Annotated in this window: 15 protein-coding genes; 8 read left to right on the forward strand and 7 right to left on the reverse strand. The window is 50.7% G+C overall.

What is annotated here, in order from left to right:
- Nucleotides 1-203: 203 nt before the first annotated feature.
- Nucleotides 204-509 (reverse strand): hypothetical protein, encoded by a 306-nt coding sequence (locus ACO6UY_RS22435; protein WP_422463427.1) that lies wholly within the window; start codon nt 507-509, stop codon nt 204-206.
- 68 nt (nt 510-577) lie between these two features.
- Entirely contained in the window at nt 578-1,273 is a 696-nt protein-coding gene (gene tenA / locus ACO6UY_RS22440; RefSeq protein WP_422463425.1) for a thiaminase II, read from the reverse strand.
- A gap of 297 nt (nt 1,274-1,570) precedes the next feature.
- Between tenA and ACO6UY_RS22445 the strand changes: the two genes are divergently transcribed.
- The 3 genes from ACO6UY_RS22445 to ACO6UY_RS22455 all read left to right on the forward strand — a co-directional run bounded on the left by ACO6UY_RS22445 (nt 1,571) and on the right by ACO6UY_RS22455 (nt 3,980).
- Nucleotides 1,571-2,533, forward strand: coding sequence for a sulfotransferase domain-containing protein (locus tag ACO6UY_RS22445; RefSeq protein WP_422467988.1), 963 nt, complete (start codon nt 1,571-1,573; stop codon nt 2,531-2,533).
- Nucleotides 2,534-2,676: 143 nt separating this feature from the next.
- Nucleotides 2,677-3,303 (forward strand): IclR family transcriptional regulator, encoded by a 627-nt coding sequence (locus tag ACO6UY_RS22450; RefSeq protein WP_422491311.1) that lies wholly within the window; start codon nt 2,677-2,679, stop codon nt 3,301-3,303.
- Nucleotides 3,288-3,980: an SDR family oxidoreductase gene (locus ACO6UY_RS22455; protein ID WP_422463420.1), complete on the forward strand. Its 693-nt coding sequence runs from the start codon at nt 3,288-3,290 to the stop codon at nt 3,978-3,980. Before ACO6UY_RS22450 ends, ACO6UY_RS22455 begins: the two co-directional genes overlap by 16 nt.
- A gap of 542 nt (nt 3,981-4,522) precedes the next feature.
- Here ACO6UY_RS22455 and ACO6UY_RS22460 read toward each other — a convergent pair.
- The 5 genes from ACO6UY_RS22460 to ACO6UY_RS22480 are packed head-to-tail and all read right to left on the reverse strand — an operon-like array spanning nt 4,523 to nt 9,187.
- Nucleotides 4,523-5,305, reverse strand: coding sequence for an SDR family oxidoreductase (locus ACO6UY_RS22460; protein WP_422463418.1), 783 nt, complete (start codon nt 5,303-5,305; stop codon nt 4,523-4,525).
- 20 nt (nt 5,306-5,325) lie between these two features.
- On the reverse strand, nt 5,326-6,039 hold the full coding sequence (locus tag ACO6UY_RS22465; protein WP_422463416.1) for a histidine phosphatase family protein: 714 nt from the start codon (nt 6,037-6,039) through the stop codon (nt 5,326-5,328).
- Between the two features lie 13 nt (nt 6,040-6,052).
- Complete coding sequence (locus ACO6UY_RS22470) at nt 6,053-7,129, reverse strand: phosphotransferase family protein (RefSeq protein WP_422467994.1); 1,077 nt, start codon at nt 7,127-7,129, stop codon at nt 6,053-6,055.
- Entirely contained in the window at nt 7,126-7,947 is an 822-nt protein-coding gene (locus ACO6UY_RS22475; RefSeq protein ID WP_422491313.1) for an SDR family oxidoreductase, read from the reverse strand. Before ACO6UY_RS22475 ends, ACO6UY_RS22470 begins: the two co-directional genes overlap by 4 nt.
- 28 nt (nt 7,948-7,975) lie before the next feature.
- The gene (locus tag ACO6UY_RS22480; RefSeq protein WP_422491319.1) at nt 7,976-9,187 is read right to left on the reverse strand and encodes an acyl-CoA dehydrogenase family protein; all 1,212 of its coding nucleotides are present in this window, start codon (nt 9,185-9,187) and stop codon (nt 7,976-7,978) included.
- Between the two features lie 92 nt (nt 9,188-9,279).
- Here ACO6UY_RS22480 and ACO6UY_RS22485 point away from each other — a divergent pair, with 92 nt between their 5' ends.
- From ACO6UY_RS22485 to ACO6UY_RS22505, 5 genes are all read left to right on the forward strand, one after another.
- The gene (locus ACO6UY_RS22485) at nt 9,280-10,179 is read left to right on the forward strand and encodes a LysR family transcriptional regulator (RefSeq protein ID WP_422491315.1); all 900 of its coding nucleotides are present in this window, start codon (nt 9,280-9,282) and stop codon (nt 10,177-10,179) included.
- Between the two features lie 125 nt (nt 10,180-10,304).
- Nucleotides 10,305-10,616, forward strand: coding sequence for a hypothetical protein (locus ACO6UY_RS22490; protein WP_101748441.1), 312 nt, complete (start codon nt 10,305-10,307; stop codon nt 10,614-10,616).
- Nucleotides 10,603-11,112 carry a hypothetical protein gene (locus ACO6UY_RS22495; protein ID WP_422447357.1) on the forward strand — a complete coding sequence of 170 codons (510 nt, stop codon included), beginning with the start codon at nt 10,603-10,605 and terminating at the stop codon, nt 11,110-11,112. The genes ACO6UY_RS22490 and ACO6UY_RS22495 overlap by 14 nt, the downstream gene beginning before the upstream one ends.
- 5 nt (nt 11,113-11,117) lie before the next feature.
- The gene (locus tag ACO6UY_RS22500; protein ID WP_422491317.1) at nt 11,118-12,107 is read left to right on the forward strand and encodes an OmpA family protein; all 990 of its coding nucleotides are present in this window, start codon (nt 11,118-11,120) and stop codon (nt 12,105-12,107) included.
- A 111-nt stretch (nt 12,108-12,218) separates the two neighbouring features.
- Nucleotides 12,219-15,307, forward strand: a 3,089-nt coding sequence (locus tag ACO6UY_RS22505) for a DUF6531 domain-containing protein (RefSeq protein WP_422491318.1), incomplete at its 3' end; no start/stop codon positions are given.

The following is a 15,307-nucleotide window of genomic DNA, read 5'->3' on the forward strand; positions in this document are numbered from 1 at the left end:
GTGTGGGGTCTCCCCATGTGAGAGTAGGTCATCGCCAGGCACCCAACAGAAAAGCCCAGTTGAGCAATCAACTGGGCTTTTTTTTATGTGCCGGATATGGTGCATATCGTCATCGGCGATTTTCAGCACACCTGGTAGTGGCTGGATGACTTGGTGGTGAGGGCTTTAGCGACACCCTCAAAGCTCTGGAAACAAGATCAGATTCAAATATCAGGCTGGTCGGGAAGACGACCGATAATCTGTATCAGAATTTCTTCAATCTTGTCGAAACGTCTATCTTGCTGATCAAAGCGTTTGTCCTGTTGATCAAAGCGCTGATCAATCTGTCGGAACTGAGCATTGACCTCTCCCTTGAACTCATTCAGTTCTCTGCGGGTATCCTGCTGCTCTTTGAGAACAAGGGCAACCACTTCATGGGTTGCACTGACAACTTTCACCAAGTCTCGAAAAGCGTGATCCAGTGCTTCCTGCCCCATCTCCAGTTTCTCAACTCTCGATTCAAGATTCACAAGCTTACCTTGATGAGTTGTTGTTCGAGACCTCAGGATAGCAGAGAATGGCGAACTGCTAACGGACGTTAAAATGAGCAGTCCATACCCATCTGCCAGAAGCCGATTTCCAGGCGGGTCGCTTCCCGGAAAGTCTGGCAGAGAGCATCCATTCGGGCGGCGTTATAACGGGACCTGGCCAGCTGCTCCAGCTGCTCGACCTGCTTTCTGGCACAGCCAAGAAATTCTTCCCCCCCGTAAGTTTCTATCCAGGCCCAGTAAGGGTTGCCCTCTTTGAGCGTATCCGGATCATTCTTTAAACGATACCCGATTTCCGCATAACCCACCGCGCAGGGCGATAACGCCGTGTAAAGATCAAGAATATCGCCCGCCATTCCCCGCTCCAGCACATAACGGGTGTATGCCATATTGGCACGGGCTTCCGGCAGGCTGACCACATCCTTCTCTGTCAGCCCCCACTCCTGACAATAGGCCAGATGCAGTGTCATTTCGCCCAGGATACCGCTTACGGACTCCGATGCAGAACGCATATCTTCCAGGTTATCCGACTTGTAAACCGCCAGTGAGTAAGCCCTGGCAAAGTGAATCAGGAACAGATAATCCTGCTGAAGATAGTGGCGAAAAGAGGCAATTGGCAGCGATCCGTCGGCCATCCCCCGGACAAACGGGTGATGGCAGTAGTTATGCCAGTCCTCCTGGCAGGCCGCTTTCATGCGCCCGTAAAGGGTGTTTTCATCGTTAAGGAACAAGGTATCTGAGCTCATGGCCGGACTCCGGGCATCATTATTGATCCGCATCATAACTCACCGTTGCCCGGTTGCACATTTATAACCTTGCCGGTGACTCTGCCTGGCAACACACAATCAATCAGAACTGAGGTACGGGTTTGATGGAACAGAGTATCGACCTGAAAAAGTTAAGGAACATTTTTGCAGTGAACACGATCAAACTAACCAGATGATCTGAAATCCGCTGTTCAGCCGCTTACTTTACCGATTCTTCAGGGCCACACCGCCAATTTTGCAGTGCTGCAGCGTCTTGCCACACGAGGTGAATGAATAATGCAAACCAACATGTCTTACGCTTCATCAACGATTACCATGCTTAACCCCGTGAATGTCTCCGATGAAATACGAAAAGCAGGGCAAGAGGATATCGTTTTTATCCATATGCCGAAAACCGGGGGGACCAACATTGCCTGTCTGATGAAAGCCATCAGTGCTGATTCAGGCAGCGTATTTAATCATCGCTGCTCCGTTATGCGGCAAGAGGGTGTTTCCCCCAATCTTTTCAAGCCTGGTGGAATGGGCGGTTATCCCTCTCCGGAAGCGCTGGAAAACCTTAAAGCACAACATTCACCCCGATTTATCAGTGGCCATATGCCCACGGGCCTGATAGAGGAAGGTGGTTTACAGGGACGATATATCTCATTAGTTCGGGAGCCGGTAGCAAGAGCTGTGTCCTCAATTAATTTTGATTATCAACGGGGTTACCTTGCCAAAGAGGATGTTGAAACTTATGCCGGTTCCACCATGATTGATAATTTACAAACCCGGCTGATCGCCGGGAAAGATCATATGGATGGTGAATGCACAGAAGACACTTATCGTGCAGCCACCCGAAGAATAAACGACGAATTTCTACTGGTAGCACCGACAGAAGCTGTCGACTCAGTGACGTCAGTGGTTGCTCGTCTGTATGGTGAGGAAAAAGTGGCTTCTGCCCGCTTTCAGGTGACCGGCAATAAGCTCTACGATGAAAAATCTCCGCCAGAACACCTTAAATCCATTTTAATCGGGCGCAATCAGTTTGATACCCGGCTTTATCAGCATGTAGTCAAAGAGTGGGAGAACTTTACTAATCACCATGTTACCGGGGTACAGGCCGGTAATGAAGAAAGCCCCTACCTGACCTTACCGCCAGACACGTTAACGACGAAAGCATGGAAAAGACTGACAGCCCATGAGATTAACGAGCACAACCAAAAAGCAGGCGGTTCACTGATGCGTTTTCAACAAAAGTAAGGGTTGTTTGCAAAGCCTCAACAGGTGGCGGATTATGCCCCACCTTGTCGTATATAATTCCCCCGTAAGAAGTTCACTGCTGACCATCTTTATCCTGCCGCGTCACCGATGGACAATGCCTGAAAAATGATCAGGAAACTCTGATGTACAAAGAGCCAAAACGAATTCAATCGGTTGAGCGAAGTTTCGCCATTCTTGAGGCCCTGTCCCAACATCCCGGGCCATTAACTCTGCAGCAGGTCAGTGAGGCGGTTGAGCTGAACAAGACCACGGTTCATGGCCTGCTGGCGACCATGAGCGAGCTGGGGTATGTCTTGCGCAGCAAACAAGGTTATTCCCTGGGGCTGAGATTTCGTGAGTTGTCCAGACCACTGGAGCAAAAAGACGAAGCCATTCGACGGCATTTCAGTGCCTTGCTGATGAAAATGGCACAGCTCACAGATAACACCGCCTATCTGGCCGTGCCCAGTGGTGCCCAGGAATATCTCTACCTTGATGCGGTTGAAGGCGGCCATTCACTGACCATTCGCAGCCCTCGTGGTAAACGTGAAGCTTTGACCACATCGGCGATCGGCAAGGTGTTTCTCGCGTTTGACCATGAATTACTGCGTCGTCTGCGCCTGCTGGGACAAGTCCCCGGGGCGCTGGAAAAGGAACTCCATGTCGAATCTTGTGCACTTTCTTGGCAACTTCCACCTTTTTGTCCTTATCAGCGCATACACTTAACAGTTTCATTGAATCTCAGGAACTGCTTATGTCTGTTGTTTTGATTACCGGTGCCAATCGTGGTCTGGGTCTGGAGTTTGTCCGCCAGTACGCGTCGAAAGGCTGGCAGGTATTGGCAACTTGTCGTTCACCACAGTCAGCAAGTGCACTGAATGAACTGGCGACTGCGCACGCTACTGTCCAGGTATTACCGCTGGATGTGACCAAAGAGGCAGATATCAACGCCCTGGCTACCAGCCTGAATGGTCAGGCTATCGATCACCTTATCCTCAACGCCGGTGTACTGGGGTCAGACTGCGCGACACTGGGTGAGATGACCCAGGCGAAATGGCTGGAAGTGCTCACCATCAACACCGTTGCACCGGCACTGCTTATTCAGGCGCTGCAGGACAATGTGGCGGCCAGTGAACATAAGACCATTGTCGGTATTTCTACCCGGGTTGCCAGTCTGGGGGATAATAGCTCCGGCAATATGTACAGTTATCGCGCATCAAAAGCAGCCTTGAACCAGATTCTGGTATCGGCGGCACAAAACCTGCGCAACCAGCAGGTGAAAACCCTGGCCATTCATCCGGGCTGGGTACAAACCGATATGGGCGGTAAGGATGCCACGTTCCCCGCAGAGCAGAGTGTTGCCGGTATTATCAAGGTCACTGAAAACCTGACTCTGGAAGAATCCGGCAGCTTTCGTGTATTCGATGGTTCCAGCGTCGAGTGGTGATCTGCCCCACAACCTGGCACCATTCCCTGCTTAAGCTAACACTGCTGAGTTGACAGCTTTCACGACGGGAGACCTAAAAAGGCCGACAGTTATTGTCGGCCTTTTTATTAATCAGGAACCTTTGACAGGGAAAGCCTGTTGCCTCTCCACTCAGCAGACGATTGCTGACTATATCGAGCAACATTGCCGTGAGGACGACTCTATTGTATTGGCGCAAGCTCCGATGGCACTAGCTCATGGTTTCAATGAGTTTGACGTGTACAATCTCCGTTCACCCTGAGCGGAGTCGAAGGGTGCTTGGCACGATCTATCAGAGTCCGGAGTTTCCGCCCTTCTACAGGCTCAGGACGAACGGAGTGCGGAGGCACAACAACCCGTCAAACTCATTGAAACCATGTACTAGCGGTCAGGTGTTTACCTGAAGCATTGCAGCATAAAGTGCTGACCATCCCTGCACTGTGCATCCAATATTTAATTGCTCAACTTGCCGGGGAATAAATCGATGGCTTTCTTATCGTTTAACTTCAAAGAAAAAAGCAGATTTAAACGGTTAAATACCCGCCATCCACATTTATGCAGGCACCCGTTGTGTAACTGGAAGCGTCAGACACCAGGTAAAGAACAGTTCCTGCCATTTCTTCAGGTGCGGCGCTGCGATTCATGGGAATATGCGTCAATGCCTGTTTCAGGATTGCCGGATTGCCCGTCAGTGCTGAGGCAAACTTTGTTTCAGTCAAACCCGGCAATAAGGCGTTTACCCGGATATTCAGCCCGGCACACTCTTTGGCAAAGGCTTTGGTCATGGAGATAACCGCTGCTTTGGTAACCGAGTAAATACCCTGCATATGCCCGGGCACAACACCATTGACAGAAGCAACATTAACAATATTACCACCGTTATTTTTGCGCATGATTTTTCCGGCCTCTGCGCACATAAAGAAGTAGCCACGGATATTAACGTCTACCGTCTTTTGAAAGGCCGCCAGATCAGTATCAAGAATATGGCCGAAGTAAGGGTTGGCTGCTGCATTATTGACCAGAATATCCAGCTGACCATGTTTTGCCTTGATCGTCTCAAACAGGGAGGTGATCTGATCCATATCACCGATATGACAGGGGATAGCTTCGGCAGAGCCGCCGCTGTCACGAATACTGCTACAAACGGCTTCACTGCTATCCAACTTGCGGCTGGAAACAATCACATGGGCACCCTGCTCTGCCAGCAGTCTGGCAATAGCTTCACCAATGCCCCGGCTGGCACCAGTCACCAATGCGATTTTTCCTTTCAGGTTGAACAGATCTTTTTGGGGTTCGTTGGTTGTCATAAGAAGTCTCTTTATTGTTTTTATATGCGGGTGAGCAACGCTTTTTCACCTTTTACTTCAAGGTGTGAATAATTGTTGAAACCATGCAGGCTCAGTTTACCGTTGCGCTCAGAGATAGCTGTAATGGATGTATTGTGAATCTGTCGGTTAATACGAAACATCTCAGTATCCGGACAGTTCAACAGTTGCAGTATAATCACGGAGATCACGCCACCTGAGCTGACCAGCACAGCGGAATCATTTTGTGCCATCTGACGGGTCGACTGATGAAGTACCTCTATCGTCCGGGATTTAAAGGTATGCCAGGACTCCTGGTATTCATTGTCATAATCACCAGACATCCAGCGAAACAGTGCCGCACGATAGGCGTCAAAAAAAGCCTGCTTGGGATTAGCCGCCCGGGCAAAAGCCAGGTCCATTTGTGCCCGATCAGTAAAATCGGGGTTCGCCGCCAGCATCAAGTCACCGGAATCCAGCTCATCCAGTCCGGGAAAGGTGATATCCGCGCACAACGAACGGTACCCGCTTTTCGACATCCCTTTATGGATACCAGCCAGCGTCTGCTGTTGTCGCAGCAAGGTGCCGGAGCCTGACAATTGAAATGACTTGCCCAGTGTTTGTGCCAACCACTCGCCAGTAATAACAGCCTGACGTTCACCCAGCGGGGAAAGACAGTCATAGTCGGGCTGCCCAAATGATGCCTGACCGTGTCGAGTCAAATAAATGGTAGCCATTGTTCTTTTTGTCCTAGAGTGATGACTGGCTGATCAACCGCAGGCAGCGTTGCTCCAGATACGCTATCGCCATAGGAAACATGGCAAAACGTTGATCCCTGGTCTGGCCATGATGAAAGCGGTAGTATATCTGCTGCATAATCACTGCCAGCCGGAATAAGCCGTAAACTTCGTAGAAATCAAACGTCTTCAGTTCAATATTATTCTGCTCACAGTACCAATCGACCACTTCTTTGCGCGTCAGCATACCCGCAATATTCGTTGGCTGACGGCGGAACATTTGCATTTGTGGTTCATCATCCGCTTCGATCCAGTAGGCAAGGCTATTACCCAGATCCATCAATGGGTCACCCAGTGTGCACATCTCCCAGTCCAACACACCAATAACTTCAGTTGGGTTGTCCGGGTTCAAGACCACATTGTCGAACCGGAAGTCATTGTGAATCAGACAGGTGCCAGCATCTTCAGGTTGCTTACTGTCGAGCCAGCTCATCACTTGTTCAAAGTCGGGTACATTGTCGGTGATCGCCTTACGATAACGGCCGCTCCAACCGTTGATCTGACGTTGCACGTATCCGGAGCCTTTACCCAGACTGGTCAGACCGGCTTTTTCAATATCGATGTTATGCAATTCACTGAACTTTTGCAGAACATTGATACACAACTGTCGACCTTCCTGCTCAGATAGTGCCATCCCTTTTGGCAGGTTATTGCGTGGAATAATGCCATTCAGGCGCTCCATCAAATAGAAATCACACCCCAGAACACTCTGTTCTTCGCAAAAGGCCACCATTTTGGGTACCGGGTAATGATCCTGCAAAGCAGACATCACACGATATTCACGACTCATATCGTGGGCAGAAGCCGCTTTTACACCAAAAGGCGGGCGTCTGAGAATCCATTCTTTCTCACCTTTGGAAACCCGGTAAGTCAGATTGGAAGCACCGCCGGGGTATTGCTCAACCTTAAGGTCACCGGCAATATCAGGAAACATCCTATTCAGATAGGCATCCAGTGCCGCTCTATCCAGCTCCTCTCCGGATCGAACCGTTCCCGGCTGATCAACAAATCCTGCACTTTCAGTGGTCATAGCTTCACACCCTGTTTTTTTAAATTCTTCTTATATCCTTTGCTCACCAGTGCTTTGAACAGTGATGGCAGGTAACGCTTGATGCGCCACAGTATGCGCCCCTCGCGATGGGGCAAGACATAAAATGTCTTATTCTGAACCGCATTGAAGATATCATTGGCCACATCTTCAGCGGTGATGTTGGAACTGGCCAGTAGCTTATCCACCACCTTTTTCATTTCAGCATCACCGGATCGAAAAGACTCGGCAAGGTTGGTCTGAAAAAATCCCGGGCAAACCACTGACGTATGAATACCAAAAGGTTCCAACTCGATCCTGATGGTTTCTGACAGGCCCACCACTGCACTTTTGGTGGCGTTATAACTGGACATCATCGGCGCATTCACCAAACCGGCAAGCGAAGCAATATTGACAATATGGCCGGAGCGCTGCTGCTTAAACAGTGGCGTAATGGTTTTACAACCTCTGGCAACACCCAGCAGGTTAATGTCCAGGATCCACTGCCAATCTTCCATGGAGGACGTTTCGATACGACCACCGGCTGCCACACCGGCATTATTCACCAGCACACCGATATTGCCCCATCGCTGCATGGCGCTGGCAATCATGGCTTCTACATCCTGGTCACTGGTGACATCACAGCGGGTGAAATAGGCATCGGCACCCAGGGCTTTCAGGGCTTCGACCGTTTTATTGCCTGGCTCCTGATTGATATCAGCGACACAAACCGAATAACCTGCACGGGCAAAGCGCTCACAAGTTGCACGGCCAAGGCCGCTGGCACCGCCGGTCACAATTATTGTTTTTATAGACGACATGCCTTGATCCTATTTATTATTTTTCGTGTTATCGATACTTCATCAGTTCAAATTTAGCAATCAACCCACGATGCACTTCATCCGGCCCATCCGCCAAACGCAGCACCCTTGCCATTGCCAGCATACGGGTTAGCGGGAAATCATCGGAAAGACCACCACCGCCATGCATCTGAATAGCCGCATCAACCACCTGCTGGGCAACGTTGGGGGCCACCACCTTGATCTGGGACACTTCACTCATTGCGCCCATAATGCCTTTTGTATCCATGAGCCATGCCGCTTTCAGAGTGAGTAACCGGGCCTGTTCAATACCGATCCGGGCATTGGCAATCACATCAGGATTGCCATTCAACTTCACCAAAGGCTTACCAAACGCCTTGCGGCTCAGGCCCCGCTCACACAACAGTTTGAGTGCTTTTTCCGCAGAGCCAATCAAACGCATGCAATGATGGATACGACCCGGTCCGAGACGTCCCTGGGCAATTTCAAACCCCCGGCCCGGGCCACCAATAAAGGCAGTCAGCGGTAACCGTACATCAGTAAACGACACTTCACCATGACCAAATGGTGCATCGTAGTCACCCATAACACTTAACATGCGCTCGATTTTGATACCAGGCGTAGCCAAAGGCACCAGCACCATAGCATGACGGTGATGTCGATCGGCATCAGGGTTGGAAATGCCCATAAAGATAACGAACTTGCAGTTAGGGTGGCCTATCCCGCTGCTCCACCACTTACGACCATTCAATACTATCTCATCACCCTCAACGACACAGGTGGCACCCATATTGGTTGCATCACTGGATGCAACCTCTGGCTCGGTCATACAGAACGCAGAACGAATTTCCCCGGCCAGCAACGGTTTAAGCCATTGTTCTTTTTGCTCCTCACTGCCGTATTTCCAGAGCACTTCGGCATTGCCGGTATCCGGCGCATTACAGTTAAAGACCTCCGGTGCCATCAAGCTCCAGCCAGTGGCCTCGGCGATAGGTGCATACTCAGTATTGGTAAGTCCTGCGCCCCATTCATCACAGGGCAGAAACATATTCCAGAGCCCTGCACTGCGAGCCTGTCTTTTTAACTCTTCAACGATTTCCGGTTGCTGCCACTCAGAGTGGTCTGCGGAGGTGGACAACGCCTGATGATACGCTTCTTCTGCTGGCAGTACTTTGTCGTTCATGAATGCCTGAGTGCGCTGGAGAAAATCCTGCGCTTTGGCAGAATGGGAAAAATCCATGAAAGCCTCGCTGTTATTGTTATTGCCCTCTATGCTGCTGTAGATGATAATCACGATCAAATGAATAGTTTTGATGAATAACTATAAATATCATGCATATATCAAGACTTGACCTTAATCTTCTGAGAGTGCTCGAAGCCATTGCCGTTGCCGGCTCAATTACCGGTGCCGCAGGACGGCTCAACCTTACCCAGCCCGCCGTCAGCCACGCCTTAAACCGGCTTCGGGAGCAGTTGGACGATCCACTGTTTATCCGTGAAGGACGGGGCCTCCAGCCTTCTTCATACACCCGGGAAATTCTACCGGAATTGCGCACCGTCCTTGGCGACCTGGAGCGCGTGCTGGCACCGAGAGATGACTTTGTTCCAGCCACCAGTAAGTTGTCATTTACTCTGGCCATTCATAAGGCGATGGAAACTGTTGTGCTGCCACCATTAATGATGGCATTACAGCAGCAGGCTCCGGGTATCTCGATCCATAGTGTGAAACTTGATCGTCACCATGTGGAAAAGGAGTTAAGAGCAGGCAGTATTGACCTTGCCATTGACGTACTTCTGCCGGTGGGCCGCCAAATCGAATATACCTTGCTGCAGAAAACCCCGATGGTTGTCGTTGCCCGAAAAAATCACAGCCGGATAACCAAACAGCTGACCATGGAAGAGTATTTGAAGGAGAAACACATTCTGGTGTCCTCCCGTCGCGAAGGGCCTGGTTATGAAGATCAGCAATTGGCCAGCCTGGAAAAACGACGCTCAATCGCCCTTCGTTTGAGGGACTACCAGGTAGGCTGTCTGGTGGCTTCCTGCTCAGACTTATTACTGACCCTGCCGCAGGATTACGCTCAACAATTGTCTCAGGATATGGGACTGCAAATTCTTCCACTGCCCTATGAACTGCCATCGGTCAGTGCCTATCTTTACTGGTACTCCATCAGAAGTGCATCGCCCTCACTGCAATGGCTCAGAGGGCTATTAAATGAGCCTTGTCAGTAAAATCTGTGAGCTAATTCTGGTTCAATGAGCTGGAGTCCTGTTCGGGCAGCAGTTGTCCGTTCTCCCGGTACGGTGGAAAATTTCGACTGGCACAGGAGTCTGTTTATCAGATTCCGATAGAGAATATGGATGCCCGTGACCAGACCATGCAGGACATTGATGGGGTCGATGTGGATTTGCAGGACGCCAACCTGCTGGGTATTCGCAGTCGTTACTGCTATGACATGGAAGTGCCTGTGGCGAACTTTATCATATGGCGGACTCTGCAGGTGAGCCAGGGGGCTTCACAAGATTGGTTGGCCTGCCAGGCATTAGCAAGGCTTTTTGGGGAAAATCGTTTTATGATTCCCTTGACCGGGCGCAGTGTGGTGCGAATGCAGACCGACTTTCGATGTGAAAATAATGAAACCAAAGGTGTCGATTGTGAGAATTTATAAAACCGCTTGTCTTCTGTTTTTACTGTCGTCCACTGCTGTGATGGCCTTTGATGTGGATAAGGTTATAGAGCATCAGGATGCGCTCTTGAATGAGCTAGAGCCTTTTCAGGAATTGCAGAACCAGCATATTGATAAAGAGACCGAGAAAATGATAGCCAGTCCCGGTTACCGACCCAATATGGATCTGGGATCAGTCAGGGAAGCCACTATCAGAATTGTTGGACAAATGATTACCACTCGTGAGCAGGCTGTGGCCGATGCCATGGCTTCAGTGGACCGGTCATCTTGCAGGGAAGCTATTACTGACTATAGGAATACGACACTGGCTAATTTGAAATCGGTCTATCAGGACTATGTCGACAACAAGGAAAAGGCGAAGGTGTCGGGTAATCTCAATGTCGTCCAGGCTCATGCTGTGGATTCGGGCAAACTGCATGCCGGGCCACTACTGGGATGTGGTGAGTATTGGATACCCGCTCCGCCGACCGGGGGGTAATCAGGATGAAATCACTTTATAAAAAACTGGGAAGTGTAGCCCTGGGGGGATTGGCTGCTTTAACATTTGCAGCTATTTCCCCTGTTATGGCCTCTCCTGCAACGCACCCCCTGGTTAAGGCATTTCCAGAGTCCACAGTGTTCCAGAAGGACGTCAAAAAATATGACCGGGTCGAACTGGTCGCCGGGCCGGTGGATTATCTCAAAGGGGACAATGAAGGTTATCTGGCTTCCCTGAAACTGGAGGCTCTGGGTGAATCACGGGTCTGGATCAATGACCACAGTATGAGTGACTCGGCGGTGCATCTGTACCAGGAGATGCTGGATCGTTTGGCAAAAGACCACTTTGAAGTTGTTTATCGGTGCGAACAGATACAATGCGGTGACCTGACTGCCTGGCAACTTTATCTTTCTGAACAGCTTGAGGGTGACGAGTCCAGTCAGCACTATGTTCTGGCCAGGCAGGCGGGTAGCAAGGGGAACCAGTGGCTGGTTCAGTTTTATGTCATCGACCTGGATGGGGAGCCCAGGAGCTACCTTCGGATACTGGATGCCAGCACCCGACCGCAGCTGAAACTGGCCTTTAACCATCGTCTTCTGACACTGGATAAGCAATATCCCACAGTAGCCCTGCTGGATAATATCCCCGACATCCTGTTCGAGTCAGGGATGGCTGAATTGAATGAGAACGCTAACGATTACCTGCTCAGGCTGAAGCATGAGCTGATTGAGTCAGGCGCTACCCGGCTCACCATAGCAGGTCACACCGACAGTGTGGGCACAGAGGAAGACAATGAACGGCTTTCTGAGTCACGTGCCAGAGCAGTGGAACAAGTACTGACACGTGATAACGCCCTGGCAGGTTTAACGATTAATGTTGAGCACTACGGAGAAGAGCAGCCTGTTGCAGATAACCGCCAGACTGAAGGGCGAAAACAGAATCGGCGGGTGACCATTGAGTACCAGCAGCCCTTGAAAACGTCAGCTATCAATTAGTTTGGGCGCTTGAAAATAACAGAAGAACCATAAAAAAGAATCATAAAAAGATAATACAGGGATGTAGAGATGTCAGGTCATCAGTTTTTAAAGAAACCAAACCCTCGTCGAATGATTGGCGCAGCTATGGCGGAGTATATGCCAATCCTTGGTATTGGCCTGATCACTGCGATGGCCGGTTACCAGCAGTACGGCGATGTCATCACTGACCATATAGGTGATATGGCGCAGGAGATGGCTTCCAACTATTACCAGGGCTGGTTCTATCCGGAAGGAACTCCGGGACTGGCAGCTCCCGGGGGCAGTGGCAGGCATAAAGATAGCGGTGGGCCGGATGATTCTGATGGGAGTGGCGGTGATGGTTCCGACGGGGATGGTGGTGATACTCAGCCTGGTGACGGAAATGTACCACCCATAGACGATCTGTTTCCTGACCCGGGTGGAGGCGGTGGTGGCGGTATGTGTCTTGGGCCAGGGGGCGGTGATCCGGGTTACTTTTATCCTCTGGGAGGTTCTTCACAAGGGGGTGTGTCCACCGCGCCCACTTATACGGTGGCGGGCAACCCTATTGACTTTGGCACGGGTAACAAATTCCAGGTTGAGTCTGACTTTCAGCATTATGGCGAAACGCCCCTTAAATTCGAGCGCTATTACAACAGCCGACAAAGTAATAAGTTAACCAGTCTGGGCCATGGCTGGCGACACAGTTACCAGCGGCAGCTTTCAGATCTGGTTGATCTGGAAGGGCAAATATCCGATACCTACCGCAAGATAGTTCGTGACGACGGCTCTGTTTATCTGTTCCGCCTTGAACAGGATCGCTGGATCGGTCAGGGGGTCGTGGATCAGCTGGAAAAAACAGAAAGCGGCTGGCGTTACATCACCTTGAACCAGGTCATTGAAACCTATAATGAAGCTGGCCAGCTACAATCTGTCAAATACCCTAACGGCGTTATTCATCAACTGACATATAAAAATAACCAGCTGGTTTCAGTATCAGACAGCCGTGGCGACCAACTGACGTTTAATTACGAAGGCCATAGCGAAAAACCATGGCTCAGCCGGGTTGAACTGCCCAATAATACTGTTCTGCGTTTTCAGTACAGTGAAAAAGGCAACCTCAAGGGATTCCAACGACTGGGCGACAGCATCTGGTCACAAGTTGCAGCGCTCTGGCAGCACAATACCGCAACCTATCATTACGAGAATCAACAGCTCAACCATGCCCTGACCGGCATTACCGACGCGGAAGGTAAGCGCTATGCCACCTGGGGCTATGATGATCTCGGTCGTGCAAATCTTAGTGAACATGGTAATGGCGTTGAACGACTGACCTTTGACTACAGAAGTGACGGCACGGTAGCCATGACCAATGCAGCCGGTCTGGTGACTGTTTTTCATTTGGAAGCAGCACGGCCCGGTTATCGCAGGTTGGTCAGGGTGGACGGTAAGGCAACACCGACCTGTCCGGAAGTTCGCCAGGATCATCAATATAATGAACAGGGCTACCTGCGTCTGGCGGTAGATGCCGAAGGCAGTGCCACAGAATACCAGCGCAACCAGAGAGGCCTGGTGACCCGGCAGGATAACGGTCTGACTCGTCAGCAAGGGCAGTGGTTACCCGTAGAAGGCACTTCCCGCGTTGAAAGACGCTGGCATAACACTTTACCACTGGTGACCGAAGAAATCCTGAGTCGTTACCACCAGGGACGTTGGCAGAGTTATCGCAAGGCCGACTTTCAATACAACGACGCGGGAAGGCTGCTGAGTCGTATTGAAACCGACCTGACACAACAGACCCTGCCCTATTCCACCTATGGTGATCAGCGTCACTGGGCATATAGCTATACCTTCGATAAGCAAAATGTCGGACAGATTGCCACTCTGGCGATCAACGGCCCCAGAAAGCCTCTGGCTGATGGCTCAGACGATATCACCACCTACCGCTTTAACGACCGTGGCCTGCTGGAGGAAGTCGTCAACCCGATGGGGCATACCATCACCATTGACCAGTACAACAGTGATGGCCAGCCCACCCAGGCGACATTGGCGAACGACCTGCAAATCACCCTGGACTACAACGCTCTGGGTCAAACCACCGGAATCACCCGGCGGGGTCAATCGGGCAAACTGTCAGAGACCACGGAAATGGATTATGACCGCAACGGCCTGGTGACCCGGCTGACCTTGCCCGATGGCAGCTGGCAGTCATTCGACTATAACGACGCTCGACAAATCATTGAAATCCGCAACAACTGGGGCGAGCGCATTAACCTGGAGCCTTCCAGAGTCAGTGGTGAATGGACTGCCCAACTGGTATACGACAGCAAAGGAAACCTGATCCGTCAGAGTGAGCGGGCGCTGGATTCCCTGGGCAGAGTGATCAAACTGCTGGGACAGCATGGGCAGGAAGTGGTGCTTGCCTATAACAAACTGGGGAATGTTCTGACCACGACCGAAGCCGGGAAAGACGAAAAGCGCATCACTCGCAATGATTACAATGCCATCAGTCAATTGACCCAGGTGATAGACGCCATGAACGGCTCTACCCGGTTTGAATATGGTCAGACGGGTGGCATCAGTGAAGTGGTGGCGGCCAACGGTGCGGTTACCCGTTATCGTTACAATGGCTTTGGTGACACCATTCAGGTAGATAGCCCAGATACCGGAGTGATCGTCTACGACTATGACAGCGCCGGGAACAAGATCCGGGCGGGTTCTGGCCATCTGAGACGTTCCATCGTTGCTGAAAATGCTGCTGAAAATGCTGCTGAACATGTGACAGGAACGAGCATTCAGTTTAAATACGACCTGCTGAATCGTCTGGTGGCTATCGATTATCCAGGCACAGGGTCGGATATCCGCTACCAGTACGACCAGACAGACGGTGTTCATGGTAATGGTACAGGGCAGTTGACCTCTATTGAAGATGGCAGTGGCAAGATTGAATACGGCTACGATGACTTTGGCAATACCCTCACGGATCGCCGCAGCTTTGAGTTGAATGATCAGTCTTACGTCTACACACTGAGCTATCAGTATGGCAAGGCGAGTAAGTTGCTGGGAGTCACCTATCCCAACGGGCAACAGTTGAACTACCGCTATGATGCAAATCGTCTGAAGGGTATTGAGACCCAACTGGCAGGAGTCCAAAAGACTTTAGTAGATAAGGTGAAGCATCAGTCATTCAGTGGTGTCAG

Source organism: Endozoicomonas sp. ALE010 (assembly GCF_049310165.1).
Taxonomy (GTDB): domain Bacteria; phylum Pseudomonadota; class Gammaproteobacteria; order Pseudomonadales; family Endozoicomonadaceae; genus Endozoicomonas.

What these genes read in the sequence shown, in the direction of transcription:
- ACO6UY_RS22450 (WP_422491311.1), top strand. Translation starts at nt 2,677, where the DNA reads ATGTACAAAGAGCCAAAACGAATTCAATCGGTTGAGCGAAGTTTCGCC.
- ACO6UY_RS22470 (WP_422467994.1), bottom strand. Translation starts at nt 7,129, where the DNA reads ATGACCACTGAAAGTGCAGGATTTGTTGATCAGCCGGGAACGGTTCGA.
- ACO6UY_RS22500 (WP_422491317.1), top strand. Translation starts at nt 11,118, where the DNA reads ATGAAATCACTTTATAAAAAACTGGGAAGTGTAGCCCTGGGGGGATTG.
- ACO6UY_RS22490 (WP_101748441.1), top strand. Translation starts at nt 10,305, where the DNA reads ATGGATGCCCGTGACCAGACCATGCAGGACATTGATGGGGTCGATGTG.
- tenA (WP_422463425.1), bottom strand. Translation starts at nt 1,273, where the DNA reads ATGAGCTCAGATACCTTGTTCCTTAACGATGAAAACACCCTTTACGGG.
- ACO6UY_RS22485 (WP_422491315.1), top strand. Translation starts at nt 9,280, where the DNA reads ATGCATATATCAAGACTTGACCTTAATCTTCTGAGAGTGCTCGAAGCC.
- ACO6UY_RS22460 (WP_422463418.1), bottom strand. Translation starts at nt 5,305, where the DNA reads ATGACAACCAACGAACCCCAAAAAGATCTGTTCAACCTGAAAGGAAAA.
- ACO6UY_RS22465 (WP_422463416.1), bottom strand. Translation starts at nt 6,039, where the DNA reads ATGGCTACCATTTATTTGACTCGACACGGTCAGGCATCATTTGGGCAG.
- ACO6UY_RS22455 (WP_422463420.1), top strand. Translation starts at nt 3,288, where the DNA reads ATGTCTGTTGTTTTGATTACCGGTGCCAATCGTGGTCTGGGTCTGGAG.
- ACO6UY_RS22475 (WP_422491313.1), bottom strand. Translation starts at nt 7,947, where the DNA reads ATGTCGTCTATAAAAACAATAATTGTGACCGGCGGTGCCAGCGGCCTT.
- ACO6UY_RS22480 (WP_422491319.1), bottom strand. Translation starts at nt 9,187, where the DNA reads ATGGATTTTTCCCATTCTGCCAAAGCGCAGGATTTTCTCCAGCGCACT.
- ACO6UY_RS22445 (WP_422467988.1), top strand. Translation starts at nt 1,571, where the DNA reads ATGCAAACCAACATGTCTTACGCTTCATCAACGATTACCATGCTTAAC.